This is a genomic window from Siminovitchia jepli (assembly GCF_047228825.1).
Lineage (GTDB): Bacteria > Bacillota > Bacilli > Bacillales > Bacillaceae_C > Siminovitchia.
In genome coordinates this window covers 1-20,323 of record NZ_JBFEGN010000052.1, presented here as the reverse complement: position 1 = coordinate 20,323, position 20,323 = coordinate 1, and the positions used below count along the sequence as shown (strand labels likewise).

Genomic DNA, 20,323 nt, shown 5'->3' with positions numbered 1-20,323 from the left:
ACAAGAACTAATATGCCAGCCGTAATGGATGATAGTCTGTCCTGCCGGTGTTCAGATCCTCATGCAGTGTAGTCAAAATCCCTACAAACTGGTCTCTATTCCTTTTGAGTTCCTCCGGCGACATTGACATGGAAGCGACCACCATCCTTTTGGTTTCTTTGGAATAGAAAAATACTTGCAGTACTTTTACCAATTCGTCTTTTCCAAAAATCCGGTAAATGCTATGGTTTGCAACAAACTCATTCTCCAATAAGCAGCCCTCGGTTCCATTCATCTGAATTTTGGATTTGCTCACTATTTTGTACCGATCTTTACGGCGGCTTCTTTCTTCCTTCCATTTAAACTGTTTTTCCAGTTCTTCCACATATTCATTAAGCGTAATATCATCCACCATCTTCGCCCAGCGGATAGATAAAGAAGCTTTGGCTTTCTGTGTCCCTTTTACTTTATCAATCTTGATCAATCCTTCATCGAACGTGAACTTACTGTTTGGATTGACAAATACTTGCCAATCAGCCGGATGGTTGATACAGATGCCATAAATGTTCAACGGTACACTGTTAATCATTTTTAGCGACCTTTCTATTGTTTAATGATGATAAAGAAGCATCTACAGCTGAGTTAATCTCTGTCCCTGAGTTAATGATTGAATCTACACGGACGATATATTTATTAATAATTTCTTCCGGAGCTTTTGTCAAAAGGCTGACTACAATATAAGCGGCGGCATTGGCAAGTAATGCCCATACTAGGGCGGAGAAGCCCAATGGCGGTGTTACAAAGAATGTGAAAATTATTGTAACAACCAATCCTAAAATGGTCCCTGCAAAAGCGCCTTCTTTTGTTCCTCTCTTCCAGAATAATCCACCTACCGTAGCAGGGAGAATCTGCGCAAAGAATGGAGACGACAGCTTATAAGCATAGTCAACGATATAAGCAGGGCGCAAAGCGACCACAATCAATGTCAGGAGCATTAGGATGACAAGAAGCACGCGTCCAAAGTATACAACTCTCTTCGGATCCACCGTTTTTCCTTTTAATTCATAGGCATGGCGCACATAAACATCACGGGAACCGATCGCACTTGCCGATAAAAGCATGGAGTCTGCTGTTGAAACACCAAATGCGAATAGACACAGCAAAGATATGAATGAAATAATAGGCGGTGCATACTCAGTCGACAAAATCGAAATAATGTTATCTGTATCGGCAAAGCCAGGACCTACAATCGCAGGAGCAATTACTCCACCAATCAAAACGATAAAGAAATAAACGAATACATATGCAACCGGTAATGACCATGACATAAATCTAAAGGTATCTTTGTTTGCTGCAATGTATGTTCTCATGAAAATATGAGGCCAAACTACTGTTGCCACTGCACCGGTTAATACGTTAGACAACGTTCCCTGCCAGTTAAACGTGCCGTTTGGCCCCGGATGAGACAAAATCGCTGCGGTTTCCGGATGCTGCATCATCTTGTCAACCGCCTGGGCAAGACCGCCATCAGGGAAATAAGCCATTGTCAAATAAACGGTTAATATAACTAATGTTCCAGATCCCAAAATAAAGTGAAACGTATCAAGCCAGGCTACGGACTTCATTCCGCCGCCTATAATATGCAGTGAAACAACGATTGTAGCTAGCGCGACTGCAATAATGTATGGTACAAGGCCTTTTGTTGTTACAACCATCGCGTCTCCGATGGCAATCAACTGCATCGCAACATAGGGAACAATAAATAGAATTAAAACCACTGCTACCAACAATCCATATATTTCTGAGTCATAACGGGAACGCAGGTAGTCAACAGGCGTTAAAAACCCGTACTCTTTACCGAGAATCCAAAGACGGTAACCGATGATAACGAAAAGCAATCCTGCAATCATCCCACCTGTATTGGAGAAATATCCAATACCTTCGCGGTAGATAGCCGCCGGCACTCCGTAAAAGGCTAATGCCGAGAATACTGAAATTGCCGTTGTGGCAAGCAAGACAAATGGATTGACTCCCCTGTCAGCTGTAAAAAAAGCTTCTGATGATTTACTTGTTTCTTTAAAAGAGCTAAAGCCCTGAATAATCATAAATCCTGCATAAATCAAAATTCCTATAATAATCCACATGCTGGCACTCATGCATGTACCTCCTTCACTCTCTTTTACTTGTTATAATCCACGTGTTCTTGTGTTTTGAAAAAAGTATTATAATACAGAGCCCATACAAGCGCTGCCACTAAAGGCAGTCCAAACAGCAAAAACATTTGAAGAGGCATCCATCCGAATAATAATGGATTCGGCATGTATGGAATCAGCATCCAGTCGAAAGTAAAATATGCAACGTTAAATAGAATAAAGAGAACTTTGGCTTTTTTACTCATACTCTTTCCTCCTTCATCTTCCTAAAGCTTTCTTTTAAAAGATAAGCCCGCATAACTTTTTCACCGGCGTTTTCGGTCAATTTTGCAACGTTTTCCATTGCCTCTTGTGTATTCATTGGCTTATTAATAATATCCATGACCAAATCAATCCCATGATTATAAACCTGGTTGGCCTTGTCCCCCTCAGACCCGACAACAGCTACAACAGGAACTTGGTAAGCATTTGCAATCTTTGCAACTCCGATAGGCGCTTTACCTTGTATAGATTGGAAGTCCATTTTTCCTTCCCCTGTTATGACTAGGTCTGCACTCTCCACATATTCGCTTAAACGGATGAAGTCCAATATTCTGTCAATGCCAGGATGTAATTCGGCATTGCAAAATGCCATCAACCCTGCCCCAAGGCCACCAGCAGCGCCAGCGCCTTTTACGTTAATAATGTCTCTGCCCAATTTGACTTCAAGTTTTTCACCGTATGAGCGCAAAAGAGAATCCAGCTCTTGAAGATCACTGTCCGATGCACCCTTCTGCGGACCATACACATAGGAAGCACCGGTTTCCCCACACAATGGATTAATCACATCAGACAGCACGGTAATTTTAGTATGTTCGAGCCTTTTATCCAGCCCGGATACATCTATATATCGAATGTTTTTTAATGCCTGGGCTCCAAAACCAATTTCACGGTTATGAGCATCTCTAAATGATGCACCCAAAGCTTGCGCCATTCCTGTCCCGCCATCATTAGTCGCACTGCCCCCTATACCGATTAAAATTTCCTTAACATTGAAGTCCAAGGCCGCCTTGATCAGTTCTCCGGTACCATATGTGGTCGTAATAAAAGGATTTTTGTCTTCCTCCTTGATCAATGTCAGTCCTGACGCTTCTGCCATTTCAATGACGGCTAGGCGATCATCAATAATTCCGAATTTTGCTTTTACTTTCCCTCCCAAAGGGCCAGTTACTTCTCTTTCTATATATCTGCCTCTCAATGTGGAGACGAGCGCCTCCACAGTTCCTTCCCCTCCATCCGCCAATGGGAGCTTGATTATCTCTGCTTCCGGTATGACTCTTCTTATCCCTTTTTCGATGAAACCGGCAACTTCCAAAGAAGAGGCGCTTCCCTTAAAAGAGTCAGTCGCTATAACAATTTTCATTTATTGCACCCTCTCAAGCTATAAAAAAGAAAACGTTTTCTAATTATGGTGTTATTCTAATTATATAGGGTAATCATGGTCCTATCTATGTTTCAAAAAACGATTTTTTAATAAATGAAAGAAGAGAAATTTGTTACCTGTAACAAATTTCTCTTCTTTCATTTACGGCTTTTATATAACAAAAATGCGATTTTCAGCATTAAAAGATCCCGGTAATTTCTCATGTCATAACCCGTCTTTTCATACAACCGATTCAACTTGTATTGCAATGTGTTTTTGTGAATAAAAAGCAGCTCCGATATTCTTTTTATTGAACCATTGTACTTATCAAATAAAGAAATTATTTCTTCGTACTCCTTTATATCTTTATGTTCCAAGGAGCCGATCACTTTATGGATAAATTTATCGGAAGTTTTTTTCGAAACCTCTTCAAGGATTAACTCGATCCCCAAGTCATTATAATACATAGTATTCTTATCTTTTGATACGATTGCCCAACTTTGAGCAATGCAAGCCTCTTCATATGATTTTTTCACATGTAATATATCTCGCACTGCTGTCCCTACACCAACCTTTATATTTAGATTCAACTTATTTTTTACTTCATTTATAATATCGAACAATATCTGATTCAATTCTTCTTGGGACAGTTCTCGAAGTAGTATGACAATATTGTTATTAATTTGAGCAATAAAATTATCAAAATACTTGACTAGTCTCTCATTGAATATTTGGAAAATCTGCTCTGTTCTATCCATTCTGATACGATCATCATCTATTTTAGCCACCACTGCCATCCTTGGCAAACTGGTATCTACATTAGATATGTTAAGCCGTTTAAATAATTCATGCCTCTCTTCATCACTTGTCAATGTAAGAAGCTGTTCCACTATCATACGCTGGGTTTCCTTTTGTTGGCTGATTACCCTGTTTGCATACGCATCTTTAATCAATAACTCGGTCATGCGCTTAATAATCTTTCCATATCCCTCAACTTCTTCCCGTTTACCCGTAATGCCGATAACCCCAACTATTTTACTTTCAAAATATACAGGCAAGTTAATCCCTTTTTTTGCACCGGAAAATTCACCATCATATTCAATAACCAAATCTCTTTTTGTTTCAATTACTTTTTTTCCACCTTCATGTAAAGTACCAATTCGTTCCTCGTTTGTACTGGCAATAATAAAACCATCCGTATTAATATAGTTAATATTCTGCCCAATAATTTCCTTCATTTCAGTTACAATCGTTTGCGCCAGGTCTGTGGAAATTTCCATAAAGTCCACCCTCTATCCATGGTATATGCATCTTCTATTATAACATGGCCCCATCCAAGGCGTTTAACAAACTTCCAGGCAAAAAAAAAAACGGGCCATATCACTTTACAGAGGATGTTCAAAAAGGACCTTATTATTTTAAATGCTATTATTTTAAATTTAAAGTTGACCAAAGCTTAGCTGTACTGCCAAAATAGCAATTCCCTGGAATACAGTTGAATTAATTAAATGTTCTGTGAATGAGCTTTAAAAAAGGATATACTTCCCCGTTGGTGATTACCGCCAATGAAATGTACCACCAATGACATAGTTTTTACCACCAAACGCCACAAAGTTTACCAACAAGTGCCAAGGAATTACCACATCAAACTCTGGTTTATTCCTTGAAATTTCTACTTCAAAAAGGAAGCTTTCCGATTACGACGTTGAAGTTATTGTCATAGCCTTTGAACAAGCGGTGCTTTGCACCTCCAACGAAAGAAGAATTAAGGAAACGTGTGACGAATATAACATTGAGTACACAGGTACAATTGGGATATTATCAAGCTGTTTCGAACATGGAATCCTGTCTGATAAGGAGTTCAGGGAGCTTATCATTAAGCTCTTTTATGAATGCACATGCAGAATTTCAGAAAAATTGAATCAGCAGGTTTTTAAACAGTATCCTTTTTTGTGAAAAACATATATTGTTTTTCGCTGCAAACTAATGAAGACAGCTTCATCCATTTACCGAGAGAGCTGTCTTTTGTTTTCCCAATTCACAAAATCAACCCCAAGCCCCCATGAATAGCATTAATGAAATTTTCCATATATTATTGATTTTTAAAAAACAGTATTATAATTACATTATAATCATGATTACCAAACTTTGCCTTTATTATAAGAATAACTTATACAAAGTATAAATCTTTCTTAATATTGTGATCATGAAATATCAGTGAATACAACTATAGGGAGGTAGGAGAATATGGATGAATTATCATTACTTTTAACATTTGGCGTGGGATCATTAGCCTTTTGTGCGCCTTGACTATTGCCAATGCTCCCTGCTATTTTAGGTTTTCTGAGTGGGGAAGTGGCCGGTTCGGCTACTGATCATAAAGGTATTAGAAAAAAGTTGTTGTTAAATGCTGTTTATTTCATATTAGGATTTACGTTTACGATGGTGATACTAGGCATCATTGCATCATGGATAGGGGAAGCTGTTGCTTCTGTCCTGGACATCGTAAAAGTCCTTGCCGGGGTCGTTTTAATCGTTTTAGGCTTGCTTCAAATGAAAATTTTACAATTAAATATATCAAATAAAGCAAATGTGGAAATAGCTGCAACTAAATCTATTAAACCAGGTTTCCTGCGATCTTTTGTAACAGGAATGGTTATTGCACCAGGATGGGGCAATATTTTCTTAGGCAGTGTTCTTCTATTTATAACAGTAAATGGCAGTTTGATAGGAAACATCCTACATATGCTTGCCTATTCCTTAGGGTTTGGCATAATGTTTCTTATTGCATTTCTGTTTGCAGAACCATTGCGCCTTTTGTTTAGCCGAATGGGAAATCATTTCAACCGTATACAACAATTTGGGGGAACATTAATTGTAATTGTTGGTCTGTTAATGGTTACCAATAAATTGGGGATGATTACCGGTCTTGCAACTTGGAGTGGAGGTCAAATGATACGGCAGTTTTTAGGTATGGAATAACCATATGAACGGAGTGGCTCCTTTGTTGATAGAAGCTACAGAAATATTAGAAGATCAGGATCAATTCATATTGGTTGATACTAGACCTTTGGAACAATACTTAAAAGAGCGTATCCCCGGATCTCTTTCTATAAATGTTTATGATTTTATTTTGGAATCAACATCCCCTGAAGGAATCATAAAACTACAAAACTATTTACAAAAAGCTTTCGCCCCATTAGTACCGTTTTGTAACAAAAGAGTCGCTTTTTATGAGGAAAATACTGGTATGCGTTCTGCTAGAGCATTATGGTTTTTTAACTTTGCAGGCGGTAAAGGAGGCAGCGTTCTCAACGGGGGATTACATTCATGGAAAAATGCAGGTGGCAAGACGGATTCAGATACATTTTATCCTATCAAAAAGGAATACTATTTTCCGATAAATCCTTGCTATCATCTCCTTGCGACTTATGAGGATGTTATTCAAAGTATTGGCAAAAGAGAAACGATTATTATTGATTCAAGAAGTTTGGAAGAGTATAAAGGATTAACGGTTGATAAATGTTGCAATGTAAAGGGAAGGATTCCTGGGGCTGTTCATTTAAACTGGGAAATGCTTATAGATAAATCGGGTAAATTTTTGCCAAGGGAACATATTATTAAGATTGCCGGAGAAAAAGGTATCTTTCCAAACAGTGATGTGATTATTTATTGCCATCGCGGGGCGAGATCAGCAAACACAGCATTGGCTTTAAAATGGGCAGGATTTCAAACTATAAGAAATTATATTGGTTCATGGCATGAATGGATCCGGAAGCCTGATTCTCCAATTATCTAATGTTATCCATAATTTTCCAAAATGTTGGTAAAAATAATGCAAAGAATATATCTTGACTATAATGCTGTATACAAAAAAATGTATGACAAAGCGGTGTTTATCCTTAAATGCAGAATCAGGCGAGTTTCAATTTTCCTCGCCTGATTTATTTTGGGAACTTTTTTAGATAATCCATTCTCCTTACAACTCCAAATGCTCCTTTTGATTACCGCAAATGAAATGTACCACTAGTGACATAGTTTTTACCACTCAACGCCACAAAGTTTACCGGCAAGTGCCAAGTGAATATCGCCATGGGATAGAGCCATGCTCGCCATGTTTTTGACATAATTTTGAGCCACCCTTGCCATGGGGTGAGCCGGTTGACATGGTGGCGATCATGATAGGCTCTTCGGCAGAGCTAGAATCCTGGAATATCTGGCTCCTTTGATCGTGAACTATACTTGAAATGTCTCGGTCAAATAACCAAAAATCCTATCTATTTTCCAGCCTTGAGGAGTAAAAAATCTTCGAGATAATTTCAATTATCATACCCCCTAAATTTTGATAAATATGGGATAATTTAACTGTGTTTATCATGATTTAGGGGGATTTATGGATGATTACAAGAAAAGAAAAACGTGAAAGAGAAAAAAATAAAAACTTTTTCTTCGAGTTCGTCAAAATTCAGCGTCATTTCTTTAAAGAATTTACAAACACATTAAAAAAGATTAAAGACCCCAGGCATCAAAGCTATATCACTTATGGAGCGGAGACGATTCTATATACGATTCTCCTGAAAAATGCATTCGGCATTGATTCAATGAGAAGCATGACGGAGCGCTTCAACAAGGAAGAATGCATTAAAAATGTAAAAAAAGTTTTGGGTTTAAAACAGCTTGAAGAGCTGCCTCATTACGATACGATCAATGACTTTTTATCCAAACTGGATGGCAAAGAACTGGAGAAAGTTAGAACGTATATGATCAAGGCACTTCTTAAAAAAAGATGCTTTGAATCATATCGGATTTCGGATAAATATTGGCTCATTGTTGTGGATGGCACGGGAATCAACCACTCTAAATAAAAAGGCCCTTCATCCAATCACCGAATTGGTAGAGGGCCTTTTCCAGTCTATCTGTTTATTCTCACTGTTGTTGTAGACGATTATTCGAAATATCTTCATCTGTCACATAAGACTTCCATGCAGGGGCCGCCATAGCGCCTTTTAGGAATTTCAAATTAAACCATTCTTCTCAAAGGTGACTTTTATAACAGTGTAGAGTCTCTTTTGAGAAAAATCGGCTCAAATCGATAAAGCTTTTTTGTTTCCTTGAAAGTTCCCATTTCAATTTTTTCAAACAACAAAGCAGCAGCTTGCTTAGCCATAAGGTCAGAAGGCTGCTCAATCGCTGTGAGTGGAGGAGTCATGAATTCTGTATATGGCATTTCATCAATAACAACAATTTGGAGTTCATCTGGTACACGAATATGATGTTTTTTTACATATAGCATGAGCTCCTGCGAAACGCGGTCATTTGTGGCAATAATGCCCTTTGGAGGGGCCGCTAAAGAAAAAAGCTCATTAAAAATTTGTGGCAGCTCCTTTAGCCGACCATGTCGAATATACTCCTCTTGAACTCTAATATTTCGCTTTTGCAAGGCAAGCCTGAAGCCCTCAAGCCGTTCAACACGCGGCGTAATTTGAAGATCCAAAGAAGTTGTTATGACCGCTAAGGGATGTACATTGAAGGAGGAGACAGCCATCTCCATTGCCTTCATATTATCGAGAAGTACAGATGGGATATCAAGTTCTTCAATAAAACGGTCGATAAAAACAATGGGAATGTTTTGCATTGTTAGTGTACGATAAAGCACCTCATTTTTTCCGGTTGGAAATATGATGAAGCCATCCACCTGTCTTTCTAGAAGCGTTTCAATATGCTTCTTTTCCTTTGATGGCTCATCGGCCGAATTGCAAATAATCATATGAAATCCTTTTTTATCAAATTCCGCTTCAAGACCATTAACAATTTTTGTTGAAAAGCCATGAATAATATTGGCGACAATGACACCGATCGTAAAGGTGGATTTTTGTTTCAAGCTTCGAGCCATGAAGTTCGGTCGGTAGTTCAGCTCCTGAATCGCCTTTTCAATTTTTTTTCGCGTTTCTTCTCCCATGTATTCATAGCGCTTGTTTAAATATTGGGAAACCGTGCTTTTCGATACATTTGCACGCTTTGCCACATCAGCTATTGTTGCTTTTTTCACGACAATCAATCTCCTACAGGTGATATACTCTCGTTTCATTCTATCATACATAATTAAGTGCAGGTAAAATAACATGCTATTCATCTACCAATAGGAGGCATGCGCATCAACATCTTTAAAAACAACTGCGTACATTTATAGGATGATTTGAGCTTTATTCGTATTGTAGCTCCAATTCTCAAAATAGTTGATGGCATCATTTATATACAAAAAAGCATCTCCAGTAATCAAGTTTATTTCATAAAGACAGCCTTCTTCAAGGGTTACTTAAAGAAGGCTGTCTAAATACTTCTTGATTATAAAGATCTTTTTTCTTTTTCTATTTGAGAATTTCTTTCTTCCCAGAAAGTCGCATTTTTTATCCCTAATTTAATTGGATTAAAAACTGGATCAATTCCCATTGCTCTTTGCTGTTCGTAGTCCTTAAGGGTATTTAATACTGGCTTTCGTAAAAGAAAAATACCAATAACATTTATCCAAGTAATGAGACCAACTCCTATATCAGCTATCGCCCAAATTAAGTTAGCTGATACAATTCCTCCGTAGAATGTTGAAAGAATTACAATGATCCTTAAAATATTCTTATAAATTTGGTTATCGCCAAATATATACACGAAGTTTATCTCTGCAACATATGCTATAAACAATAATGTTGTAATAGCAAAGAAAAAAACTGCTATGGCTACAAATATACTACCAAATCCATTAAATACAGAATCTACTGCAAGTTGGGTATACCCAACTCCAATTTCTGTATCGCCTATATTGTTTACCAGAAAACCACCGTTTGGATTTTCGACATTATATTTGCCAGTTATTAAAATCATAAATGCTGTTGCACTACACACAATAATTGTATCAATAAATACACCTAATGCTTGAACTAATCCTTGTTTAGCTGGATGGGTGACATCAGCCGATGAAGCTGCATGTGGAGCAGTCCCTTGACCCGCTTCATTCGAATAAATTCCTCTTTTTACTCCCCATGCAATAGCAGCACCAATAATTCCTCCAAAGGTTTCTTCAACACCAAACGCACTAGAAAAAATTAACGCTACAATACTTGGTAATTTATCTATATTCATGACTACTATAAGTAAAGCTACTAAAATATAAGCAAGTGCCATAAACGGAACAACAATTTCGGAAAATTTCGCAAACCTCTTAACTCCGCCGAAAATAACGATACCCACCAATATACAAATAAATACTGTCGTAATAATAGGCTCAATATTAAATGCTGTACTAAAAGATGCAGTTATCCCATTTGATTGAACTCCCGTTAAGAGTACTCCATAGGCAAATGCTATAGTGATTGCAAATAATGAACCGTACCATTTTTTACCTAACCCTTTTGATAAATAATAAGCAGGGCCTCCGCGAAATTCATCGCCTTTTTTTTCTTTATAAATTTGTCCTAATGTACTTTCAACAAAAGAAGTAGCCATTCCAATAAACGCCATCAGCCACATCCAGAATATAGCGCCCGGGCCTCCTAAACCAATAGCCGTAGCAACCCCGGCTATATTCCCAATACCGACGCGTCCTGCAATGGACATTAATAATGCTTGGTAAGAAGATACACCCGTTTTCGACGCATTTCGATCAAGCATAACTTTTACCATTTCTTTTAAATGTCTAATTTGTAAAAATTTAGTCTTAAAAGAGAAGAACAAACCTACTGCCATTATCAAAATGACAAGAGCATTGCTCCACACAATAGAATTAATTAACTCAACAACTTTCTCCATAAATATCCCCCATATCTTCAAAGTTTTTACTATGCCATGCAAAAACGTTAGTATTTTTTCTCTACATGTTCTCTAATTCGTCGAACAGCTTCAATTAAATTCTCGTCTGAGTTAGCAAATGAAAAACGCAAATATCCTTCACCCATATTTCCGAATGCAGATCCAGGAGTAACCGCAACCCCTGCCTCTGTTAAAAGTTCTATAGCGAAATCTTCTGACGGCTTTTTAAACTCTTTAATGTTTGGAAAAGCATAAAAGCTGCCTTCCGTATGAATACATGAAAAACCTGGAATTTCATTTAAACCAGTAATTAAAATTTCCCGGCGACGTTTATAATGCTCCAACATCTCTTTTACAATTAATTGTGAACCATTAATTGCTTCAACGGCTGCTTTCTGAATAAAAGGTGGTACACAGGAAGCCATTCCTTCTTGAATTTTTGGCATTACCGAAATAATCTTTTCATTACCAATGACAAATCCTACTCTCCACCCAGTCATAGCATACGTTTTGGATAAACTATTAATAATGAGTACATTGTCTTTCACGTCAGGAATTTGAGCGATACTAAAATGTACTTTATCATCATAAATAATTTTTTCGTATACCTCGTCAGAAATAACGATTAGATTATGTTTTAACACTACTTCTGCCAACTGTTTTATATCCTTTTCTTCCAGTACTGCACCTAATGGATTGCTAGGAGAATTTAAAATGATAGCTTTTGTTTTGGAAGTAATAGCTTTTTCAACGTCTTCTGCCTTTAATTTAAACGCATTTTCTTCATAAACAGGAACGGGCACTGCCTTCCCGCCAAGCATAAAAATCTGTCCTAAGTAATTAGGATAAGAAGGGTCAGCAATAAGTACTTCATCACCTGGGTTGATTGTCGCCACCAGGGCTAACATAATTGCTTCCATCCCTCCAAAAGCTACCATTACTTGATCAGAAGTATATTCCGTCCCAAATTCAACAGTATACTTTTTAGCTACTGCCTGACGAAGTTCATCAGTTCCAGCATTTGATACATAATGAGTAAGATTTTCGTCAATACCATTCTTCGCAGCTATTTTTATATGATCTGGTGTTTCAAAGTTTGGTTCTCCTACTGTAAGTTTTATAATATCTTCATATTGGTTTGCCAATTCAAACATACGTCTAATAGCGGATGCAGGATAGTTTTTTGCAACATTTGATAAAGAAATCATAGATATCCTCCCAATAAAGTTAAGTTTTCTTCAAAATCCTTTATTGACAAATCAAGAAGCTCTTAGTCTGTATATGCTGTTTTCAAAAGATTAGCCTTTTTCCCAATTCCAATTCTGATCACCCTGTCCAGGCTACATATTTGTTTTTGTCAATATCAATACCGTGTGATTAACAATATCTTTTGATTTTGGGTATCGCTTCGAAGCCATGGAAAAATCGTATCCAAGGAGTCTCTTTTTTGTCCAAGCTTCAAATTTCTTTCATTAAGGGAATGCTCCTATTGTACTGAAAGCTGTTGAATATAGATCTTTGCCTTTTCTACTACACCAGCATAGCCGTTTTCTATATACGCTTTATTTAAATCACTGCCAATTCCGACTGCCACCGCTCCCGCTTTGAGCCAATCATTCATATTAGATAACCCGACACCGCCTGTTGGCATAATAGACACATTGGGAAGAGGACCTTTTACAGCCTTTATAAAACTGGGCTGAAATTGATTTGCCGGGAAGAGCTTGATTATATCGCTTCCGCTCTCAAGAGCCGACACCATTTCCTTAATGGTCATACAACCTGGCAGGTAAGGAATGGAATAGCGGTTACAAATAACTGCAATCTCCGAATGAAAGCTCGGACTAACAATAAAATTCGCTCCATTCAAAATGGCATGTCTTGCTGTCTCAGCATCTAACACCGTCCCCGCTCCTATTAATGCATCGGTATTACGCAACTCCTTAAATGTGTCTTTAATAAATGGAGTTGTATACGTTAACTCAATTGCTCGTATGCCTCCTGCAATCGCAGCCTGAGATAAAAGGGCCGCCTCCTCTGGACTATTGCCACGAATAACCGCCACTACCTTACCATCCGTTAACGCTTTCAAAACCTTGAATTTTTGCATAACCTTCCTCCTATCGTTCGATAATTTGTTCATCCCCAATAAATTGCTTTAGCTCCTTAAGAGACGGTAATCCCTCATTGTCTCCTTTAATAGTAGCAACGAGTGCGCCTGCTCCATTTGCAAGACGAAGACGTTCACCAATCACTTCTTGATGCAAGTACCCATAAATATATGCCGCATCGAAGGCATCGCCTGCACCAACTGTATCAACTGCTTTTATTTTGTATGCTTCACGCTCAATCCATTGTCCGTTAACATACACAGCTGCTCCCTGCCCGCCTTTCTTAATCACCATTTCTTCAATTTGATAGCGGGCTTGTACCTCCTCGACACAGTCGCTTCCAAATAGCAATTCAAACTCTTCAGCCCCTGCTAAAAAAATCGTTACAGAAGGGTAGATTGTTTCATACACTGCTCTAGCCTCTTCAATTGTCCATAGCTTTAATCGCAAATTTGGATCAAATGAAATGGGGATATGCAGTTTTTTTGCAAGGTCTATTAACTTTTGTACAACTTCAATATTATGTTTGCATACTGCTAAGTACACTCCACTGATGTGTAATAGATCAACATTTTTGAGAACAGATTCATTGATTTTATCAACTGTTAACTCAAGCAATGGAGAAGGCTGACGATAATAAAACGATTTACCTGATCCGTTTTCTTGGATCTCTTTAAAGTAAACGGATGTTGCATATCGCTCAGATAGACTTACATCCGATACATCAATTCCTTCACCTCGAGCAAAGTTGTATATGACTTTCCCAAATTCATCATCACCTAAGGAGCTGATCCATTTCGCCTCAAGGCCTAACCGTGCTGCACCAATTGCAAAGTTTAGCTCTGCACCTCCGACTGCCCGTTCAAAAGAATGAACAAATCGGAGTGGGCCCGTTTTTGTGGGATTAAAGACGACCATCGCCTCTCCAATCGTTGCAATTCTATTTTTCTTCAATACAAACGCTCCTTGCCCAATAGATAAAACGATTTAGTATATCGGTTTAGTAAACCGATATACTTATCGTAACATGCAGACATTAATAATTGCAATGTATTTTTTTAAAAAATCATTCCAAATAAAGGGGCGTTTGAGATTAATCCATCATTGAACGAAGTACTTCAAGCCCTTTCATTTTCATAATGATCTACTTGGGAATGGCTTTCACAAGTTAAACGGATTGGTATTTGATCAATTACTAAAATAGCGGATCATGATGGTGTAATGCGGAATAAGAGAACTGAATTATGCAAAAAGTAAGAACAGACAAAAACACTAAAAGATTCTTTATCTTATATAATTGAATCAATTTCATAAATTAAACCCTTAGAGCCCCAAGGCTTTTGAGACGCAAAAAAAGGAGTACCTCCCCAAAATGTCGAAATGAGTAAGTATTGGACACAAAACTCAAAGACTGGAGGAAGACTCCCTATGCCTATTATACGACAAGGAAGCCTGTTTGACCCGCAAGAATTATATGATTTGGAACCTACCCAACGATTTGAGGCTGTTTTTTTCAGCAATAGATATTGACCCAATCCTCGCTGTGTAAAGAAAAAGTCACGTTTCGCCAGGCCTGTTGAGCTTAACTATGCAGCTATGGTTTATTCCCTGGTTGCCAGGATTACCGAACGAATCCCATCCGTTAAAGACTTGGTCAAGCGATTAAAGAACGACATCATTTTCAGCCTTGATTGCGGCCAGTTCTCTTTTTCTTCTAAGCGATGTTGAAATTTTTATAAAGAACAATTATGAAAATGATTCATTTCAATTAATTTATTTTTCGATGAGACTTTTTCTTATCAACGAAAGAAAAGATTCTATAACTGCCGAAGTATTATCCTTCTTATAAGCAATGCACGTTTGGATTTTGATTGTATTATTTATTGGCAAATAAGTAACATGGTCATTCTTTATGTTTTGGATCGACGATGGTAGTATGGCTACTCCAATTCCTGCTGCAACCAAAGAAACAACGGTTTGCAGTTCTTTAGCTTCCTGTGAGGTATTCGGGCTGAAGCCCGCTTGATGACAAAGACTAATAATAGAGTCATAATACCCTGGTCCTGCACTTCTTGGTGGCATTATAAATTTATTGTTGGCTAATGCGGAAAGATGAATAGCCTTATTCATTTTTCCAAAAGGATGTGCTCGGTTAATCGCGAGAATAAAAGGCTCCTCTCTTATCACCTCAAGATGAATTCTTCTACTATCAACTGGCGGTATTAATATTCCAATATCAATCTCATTTTCTTCTAGGGCCTCTATTTGTTCAGTTGTAGTAAGATGATGCATATTGACTTTTACTCGTGGATACCTTTCCTGAAAGGTTTGTAAAATAAATGGAAGAAGGTCGAAAGTGACCAGACCTGCAAACCCTAGTTTAATTTGCCCCGATTCCCCCCGGTGAATACTAACAGCTTCAACACTTGCTTGGTCTATGTCCTTAAGGATTTTATTCACTCTTTTTAAAAAAGCTTTTCCCGATTCTGTTAAAGCAACCCGCCGTTTAGTCCTTTCAAACAATAATACCCCTAGTTCTTCCTCTAAAGCTTTTATTTGTTGACTTAGAGGCGGTTGAGCTATTTGCAATTTTTCTGCAGCTCTTCCGAAGTGCAGTTCATTTGCAACCGCTACAAAATATTTAAGATGACGCAATTCCATACTTACTCACCCCTTACTAATATTAATTTGATATTAATAGGTAATGAAATATATATTTCTAATTATACATGATCTATGATAATTTATTTATACAAACTTTTTAAAATTTTCAGCTTGTTATTTCAACAGAAAAGGGAGGGAATTGGTTATTCTGCGAAACGAAAAACGGAAAGGATGTGTTGGCAATATCTATCCATATTGTTGTAATTATTATTTACGCAGTTCTTATGGTCCTTCTTGCGCTTTACTACAATAAACGGGAAGTAACGAGCGGTGACGATTTTATCATCGCCGGACACAGGCTTCCACTCATTGTTGTTATAGGTACATTAACCGCTTCATGGGTTGGCTCCGGTTCTCTTGTTGGAGGGGCAAGCTTTGTTTATCAATACGGACCATTGGCAGCCATTTTTTATTTTTTAGGTGGCCCCTTAGGAATTATCGTTATGTATTTCCTTGCAGCAAAAACTCGGACATTGGCAAAACGAACTGTACCAGAAATGCTTGAAGTTCGTTTTGGGAAAACCGCACGACTCTGCTCAACCATTTTTATACTCCTAACCTACCTAAGTGTTTTATCCTACCAATTTATCTCTGGCGGCTATGTCCTTAATATTACAACAGGTATTCCAGAGCACATTGGGTCTTTATTAACGGTTATTTTTGTTATTGTATTGGCCGCTACAGGAGGATTATTTTCGGTTTCATATACAGATATGTTCAGTGCCTTACTTATTATTTTTGGCTTCTTTTTAGCTGTTCCTTTTATCCTAATAGAGGTCGGCGGTTTTTCAAATCTTGCAGCCAATTTACCAGATTCTAAATTCACCTGGAACGGAGGGTTAACTCCCTTACAATTAGTCGGATATTTTCTACCTTTATTTATTTACATTATTGGCGATCAAAGCATGCTGCAGCGATTTTCTGCTTCCAAAACAGAACAAACAGCAAGAAGATCCACTATAGGTTTTTTTATCGGGGTTGTAACCATTTATACTTTAATTACATTCTTTGTTACTACCGCAATTGTGCTGTTACCTAATATAAAGCCGGATACAGCCCTTATCCAGATTGCAAACAATAATCTACCTGTTTCAGTTGGAGCATTAATTCTCGCTGCCTTTACAGCTTTACTGATTACAACTGCCAACTCTTTTTTGCTTTCGATGTCAGGAAATATTGTTTATGACCTTTATGAACGATTCAAAGGAAAACTTCCTGAGAATAAATATTTAAAATTTAATAGAATCACTGTTATCGCTATTGGAGTTTTTGCCTACTTGATGGCACTATTCTTTACAAGTGTGTTAAAACTATCCATCTTTGCTTATACCATGTACGCTGCCGCCATTACACCTGTCATTTTAGCTAGTTTTTTCTGGAAAAAGGCAACCACTCAAGGTGCAGTTGCTTCTATATTAACAGGAGGCTGTTCAACCATTCTTATTGAAATTACTGGAAACCCAATTGGGGGCAATACAATATTACTTTCACTTCCTTTATCAGTCATAGCATTGGTTTGTATAAGTTTATTCACCCAGAATACCACTCAACCTGTACCCCTTGATACTACTCAAGTAAAATAAAAAAAAGGAGGAGTATACTAATGCCTCATTTTCCACATCTATTTAAGGAATTAAGAATAAAAAATAAAATAATTAAAAATAGAATTGTATCAAGTGCACACGGCGAATCACTTGCCAACGAAGGAATCATTAATGAAAAGTTTATACGCTATTATGCTAGGAAAGCAGCCGGCGGAGCTGGACTAATTTTCACATGCGGATCCGGGACTGTATATGAAAAAGCGGCTCACCCAAAATATGTTAGTCTATGGAATCCTAAGAATGAAGAGCCCTTTAAAAAATTAACAAAAATAGTTCATGACCATGGGGCCACTATTATTGCACAGGCAACACATAAGGGGCGAAGGATCAGTTCAAAGATGACAGGATATCCTATTCAAGCGCCCTCTGCAGTCCCTGAGGATCTTAATGGTGAAATTCCCGCAGTCTTAAATAAGGAGGAGATTCAAAAGATAATTCAGGCATATGCTTCAGCTGCGAAAAGACTTGAAAGATGCGGTTTTGATGGAATTGAAGTTACTTCGTATGGAGGGCATTTAATTGAACAATTTTGGAGTCCTGTTATTAATCAAAGGACAGATGAGTATGGCGGAGATTTGGCGGGAAGAATGCTGTTCTCCATTCAGGTAATAGAAGCGATTTCCAGTGCTGTATCGGAAGATTTTATTATCAGTTTTCGTATGACGGGCGATACTCAAACAGATGCAATTGGTTTATCACAGGAGGATTTACTTGAAATCGCTATAAAGTTAGATGAATTAAAGAAGATCGATTTATTTAATATCAGCGGTAGTACAGGGAGCTCACTAGAATTACAAGCGGGGACCATCCCTCCAGATCCCTATCCCCGCGGTTGCTATAACCATTTAGCAAGAAAAATGAAGAAGTTCCTATCTGTTCCCGTCATGGTTGCCGGGCGTATCCTAGATCCCGAACAGGCGGAACGTGCATTAATTGATGGGGATTGCGACTTGGTTGCAATGACAAGGGCGATTATTGCAGATCCAGATTTGCCGAATCACTCCTATTATGGCAGGATATCACAAATTCGTCCTTGCATTGGTACAAATCAGGGCTGTATTGGCAGGACATATGATGGTTTTCCAATAGCTTGCGCTGTAAATCCTGGAATTGCAGATGATTCATTGAATGATATAACACCCGCTGTTGAAAAACAAAAGGTTGTAATTGTTGGCGGCGGTCCCTCAGGAATGGAAGCTGCACGTGTATCAGCCTTAAGAGGTCATACTGTAATTCTTTTGGAGCGATCAGCAACATTAGGTGGGCAAATAAACGATGGGAAGAAGCAACCAAATAGGGATCATTATGGATTGCATGTAGAGTGGCTCAAAAGAGAAATAATGAGACTACAGGTAGAAATCCAATTAAACACCGAAGCAACAGCCGATTATATCTTAGAACTTTCACCGGACTCAATCGTGCTAGCCCTTGGAGCTGAAACAATTATTCCAATTGAAAAGAATTTAGTCCAAACCTCATGTGTAACTGATACAGATGTGTTAAGAGGGAAGATTACAAATATAACCGGTAAGAAAGTCCTCATTTATGATGCAGGAGCAAAAAGAGGTGCATATGCAGCAATCTTTATTGCGGAGGCGGGTGCTGCAAAGGTCGAATTACTCTCCCCGCGCCAAACTGTTTGCGAAGAATTGGATTCAACTAACCAGCCAATAATGTATCGCTCACTTGCCAAAAACAAAGTGATCTGCAGACCGAATCAGTTATTACATGGTGAAAGAGATGGGGCTATTGTGTTCAAGGACGCGTGGAGGGATGAGGAACAACTGGCAGGTGATTATGATTATATTGTATTTGCTGGATTCAGAAAATCGAATAATCAATTGAAAGAACAAATCAAAAAGTTAAATCCTAGAGCTGAAGTAAGTACCATTGGGGACAGTATTGCTCCAAGAACAATGAGCGAGGCCATTGCTGAAGGAGTACGTATAGGGAATAAAATTGGCAGTGAATTAGCAGTTAAGTCAAAACACAAAGAAATAAGTAGTTGATAAAATAAGGATCAGGCTCTTCATGGTAGGTGATGTGCACCCCAAAAGTTAGACCAACCAATTCTAACTCTTGGGGTGTTTTTGTGGTCAAAAATGATGGAGGATTCAAACAAAAAGTGGTTGACGCTTATTTTGCTGGTGAAGGTTGATATGGTTCATTGGCTCAATGATTTAGAATTCGAAGTAAAACGAATATAAGAAAATGGGTCAGTGCGTTCCAACAGTTTGGGACACTGGGCTTGGTTACCAAAAAGGCAAATACGTATCCTGTTCAACTTAAATTAGATGTCATAAACTATAACCCCAAATTACGAAAGTAAATTTGCCGAAAAATAATTTAACGCCCTTTTGGGAACAATTTGCAAATCTGGGTACTAAAATTAAGAGAAACTGGAAAATTGGACAGTTCTCCCCCCTCCCCAAAATGAAGGGGCCAATAATTTCCAATTTATTCAGTTACAGCTGGTTATTCAAGTTGTTGTACACTTTGAACCATGAATCTAAAAGCCTGTTTATGAAGGTAGCCTTCTTGTATCTTTAACAGGATTTGCCTGGCGTGAGACACAAATACGCCTGCTGCCTGAACGATTTCCCTGCGAAA

At 38.1% G+C, this 20,323-nt stretch carries 17 protein-coding genes and 1 pseudogene; 7 read left to right on the top strand and 11 right to left on the bottom strand.

All coding sequences use genetic code 11. The features are described 5' to 3' along the window. Positions 1 to 7: 7 nt before the first annotated feature. The 5 genes from AB1L08_RS15350 to AB1L08_RS15330 all read right to left on the bottom strand — a co-directional run bounded on the left by AB1L08_RS15350 (position 8) and on the right by AB1L08_RS15330 (position 4,814). A complete protein-coding gene (locus AB1L08_RS15350) occupies positions 8 to 568 on the bottom strand; it encodes a hypothetical protein (protein ID WP_144461982.1) in 561 nt (186 codons plus the stop codon). Then, complete coding sequence (locus AB1L08_RS15345; protein WP_144461980.1) at positions 561 to 2,135, bottom strand: sodium:solute symporter family protein; 1,575 nt, start codon at positions 2,133 to 2,135, stop codon at positions 561 to 563. The genes AB1L08_RS15350 and AB1L08_RS15345 overlap by 8 nt, the downstream gene beginning before the upstream one ends. Before the next feature lie 23 nt (positions 2,136 to 2,158). Further along, on the bottom strand, positions 2,159 to 2,377 hold the full coding sequence (locus tag AB1L08_RS15340; RefSeq protein WP_144461978.1) for a hypothetical protein: 219 nt from the start codon (positions 2,375 to 2,377) through the stop codon (positions 2,159 to 2,161). Next, positions 2,374 to 3,534 (bottom strand): glycerate kinase, encoded by a 1,161-nt coding sequence (locus AB1L08_RS15335; protein ID WP_144461976.1) that lies wholly within the window; start codon positions 3,532 to 3,534, stop codon positions 2,374 to 2,376. The genes AB1L08_RS15340 and AB1L08_RS15335 overlap by 4 nt, the downstream gene beginning before the upstream one ends. A 158-nt stretch (positions 3,535 to 3,692) precedes the next feature. Continuing rightward, positions 3,693 to 4,814: a CdaR family transcriptional regulator gene (locus tag AB1L08_RS15330; RefSeq protein WP_144461974.1), complete on the bottom strand. Its 1,122-nt coding sequence runs from the start codon at positions 4,812 to 4,814 to the stop codon at positions 3,693 to 3,695. A gap of 355 nt (positions 4,815 to 5,169) precedes the next feature. Here AB1L08_RS15330 and AB1L08_RS22585 point away from each other — a divergent pair, with 355 nt between their 5' ends. The 4 genes from AB1L08_RS22585 to AB1L08_RS15315 all read left to right on the top strand — a co-directional run bounded on the left by AB1L08_RS22585 (position 5,170) and on the right by AB1L08_RS15315 (position 8,399). Next, a complete protein-coding gene (locus tag AB1L08_RS22585; RefSeq protein WP_489686530.1) occupies positions 5,170 to 5,490 on the top strand; it encodes a PIN domain-containing protein in 321 nt (106 codons plus the stop codon). 363 nt (positions 5,491 to 5,853) lie between these two features. Beyond that, positions 5,854 to 6,516 (top strand): cytochrome c biogenesis CcdA family protein, encoded by a 663-nt coding sequence (locus tag AB1L08_RS15325; RefSeq protein WP_413065534.1) that lies wholly within the window; start codon positions 5,854 to 5,856, stop codon positions 6,514 to 6,516. A 4-nt stretch (positions 6,517 to 6,520) separates the two neighbouring features. Beyond that, the gene (locus tag AB1L08_RS15320; protein WP_413065531.1) at positions 6,521 to 7,333 is read left to right on the top strand and encodes a sulfurtransferase; all 813 of its coding nucleotides are present in this window, start codon (positions 6,521 to 6,523) and stop codon (positions 7,331 to 7,333) included. A gap of 598 nt (positions 7,334 to 7,931) precedes the next feature. After that, positions 7,932 to 8,399, top strand: a complete 468-nt coding sequence (locus tag AB1L08_RS15315; RefSeq protein ID WP_413065530.1) for a transposase family protein — start codon at positions 7,932 to 7,934, stop codon at positions 8,397 to 8,399. A gap of 182 nt (positions 8,400 to 8,581) precedes the next feature. Here the strand turns inward: AB1L08_RS15315 and AB1L08_RS15310 are convergent, their stop codons facing one another. The 5 genes from AB1L08_RS15310 to AB1L08_RS15290 form a co-directional block, all read right to left on the bottom strand. Next, entirely contained in the window at positions 8,582 to 9,583 is a 1,002-nt protein-coding gene (locus tag AB1L08_RS15310) for a LacI family DNA-binding transcriptional regulator (protein ID WP_413065529.1), read from the bottom strand. A 296-nt stretch (positions 9,584 to 9,879) separates the two neighbouring features. Next, positions 9,880 to 11,334, bottom strand: coding sequence for an alanine/glycine:cation symporter family protein (locus tag AB1L08_RS15305; protein WP_413065528.1), 1,455 nt, complete (start codon positions 11,332 to 11,334; stop codon positions 9,880 to 9,882). A 47-nt stretch (positions 11,335 to 11,381) separates the two neighbouring features. After that, positions 11,382 to 12,542, bottom strand: a complete 1,161-nt coding sequence (locus AB1L08_RS15300) for a pyridoxal phosphate-dependent aminotransferase (RefSeq protein WP_413065527.1) — start codon at positions 12,540 to 12,542, stop codon at positions 11,382 to 11,384. A 278-nt stretch (positions 12,543 to 12,820) separates the two neighbouring features. Continuing rightward, positions 12,821 to 13,444, bottom strand: coding sequence for a bifunctional 2-keto-4-hydroxyglutarate aldolase/2-keto-3-deoxy-6-phosphogluconate aldolase (locus AB1L08_RS15295; protein WP_413065526.1), 624 nt, complete (start codon positions 13,442 to 13,444; stop codon positions 12,821 to 12,823). A gap of 10 nt (positions 13,445 to 13,454) precedes the next feature. After that, positions 13,455 to 14,399, bottom strand: coding sequence for a sugar kinase (locus AB1L08_RS15290; RefSeq protein WP_413065525.1), 945 nt, complete (start codon positions 14,397 to 14,399; stop codon positions 13,455 to 13,457). Positions 14,400 to 14,873: 474 nt separating this feature from the next. On the opposite strand from AB1L08_RS15290, the pseudogene AB1L08_RS15285 reads away from it, so the two are divergent. Then, positions 14,874 to 15,143, top strand: a pseudogene (locus tag AB1L08_RS15285) (IS5/IS1182 family transposase); the annotation flags it as partial. Positions 15,144 to 15,218: 75 nt separating this feature from the next. Here AB1L08_RS15285 and AB1L08_RS15280 read toward each other — a convergent pair. Next, complete coding sequence (locus AB1L08_RS15280) at positions 15,219 to 16,106, bottom strand: LysR family transcriptional regulator (RefSeq protein ID WP_413065524.1); 888 nt, start codon at positions 16,104 to 16,106, stop codon at positions 15,219 to 15,221. A 179-nt stretch (positions 16,107 to 16,285) separates the two neighbouring features. Between AB1L08_RS15280 and AB1L08_RS15275 the strand changes: the two genes are divergently transcribed. Together AB1L08_RS15275 and AB1L08_RS15270 are read left to right on the top strand one after the other, a co-directional pair. Beyond that, on the top strand, positions 16,286 to 17,692 hold the full coding sequence (locus AB1L08_RS15275; protein ID WP_413065523.1) for a sodium:solute symporter family protein: 1,407 nt from the start codon (positions 16,286 to 16,288) through the stop codon (positions 17,690 to 17,692). A gap of 20 nt (positions 17,693 to 17,712) precedes the next feature. Then, entirely contained in the window at positions 17,713 to 19,722 is a 2,010-nt protein-coding gene (locus AB1L08_RS15270) for an oxidoreductase (protein ID WP_413065522.1), read from the top strand. The last annotated feature ends 601 nt before the right edge of the window (positions 19,723 to 20,323 follow it).

Excerpts from the sequence above, each read along its gene's own strand:
- AB1L08_RS15270 (WP_413065522.1), top strand. The coding sequence starts at position 17,713 with ATGCCTCATTTTCCACATCTATTTAAGGAATTAAGAATAAAAAATAAA.
- AB1L08_RS15325 (WP_413065534.1), top strand. The coding sequence starts at position 5,854 with ATGCTCCCTGCTATTTTAGGTTTTCTGAGTGGGGAAGTGGCCGGTTCG.
- AB1L08_RS15315 (WP_413065530.1), top strand. The coding sequence starts at position 7,932 with ATGATTACAAGAAAAGAAAAACGTGAAAGAGAAAAAAATAAAAACTTT.
- AB1L08_RS15335 (WP_144461976.1), bottom strand. The coding sequence starts at position 3,534 with ATGAAAATTGTTATAGCGACTGACTCTTTTAAGGGAAGCGCCTCTTCT.
- AB1L08_RS15340 (WP_144461978.1), bottom strand. The coding sequence starts at position 2,377 with ATGAGTAAAAAAGCCAAAGTTCTCTTTATTCTATTTAACGTTGCATAT.
- AB1L08_RS15320 (WP_413065531.1), top strand. The coding sequence starts at position 6,521 with ATGAACGGAGTGGCTCCTTTGTTGATAGAAGCTACAGAAATATTAGAA.
- AB1L08_RS15305 (WP_413065528.1), bottom strand. The coding sequence starts at position 11,334 with ATGGAGAAAGTTGTTGAGTTAATTAATTCTATTGTGTGGAGCAATGCT.
- AB1L08_RS15345 (WP_144461980.1), bottom strand. The coding sequence starts at position 2,135 with ATGAGTGCCAGCATGTGGATTATTATAGGAATTTTGATTTATGCAGGA.
- AB1L08_RS15330 (WP_144461974.1), bottom strand. The coding sequence starts at position 4,814 with ATGGAAATTTCCACAGACCTGGCGCAAACGATTGTAACTGAAATGAAG.
- AB1L08_RS15300 (WP_413065527.1), bottom strand. The coding sequence starts at position 12,542 with ATGATTTCTTTATCAAATGTTGCAAAAAACTATCCTGCATCCGCTATT.
- AB1L08_RS15350 (WP_144461982.1), bottom strand. The coding sequence starts at position 568 with ATGATTAACAGTGTACCGTTGAACATTTATGGCATCTGTATCAACCAT.
- AB1L08_RS15280 (WP_413065524.1), bottom strand. The coding sequence starts at position 16,106 with ATGGAATTGCGTCATCTTAAATATTTTGTAGCGGTTGCAAATGAACTG.
- AB1L08_RS15295 (WP_413065526.1), bottom strand. The coding sequence starts at position 13,444 with ATGCAAAAATTCAAGGTTTTGAAAGCGTTAACGGATGGTAAGGTAGTG.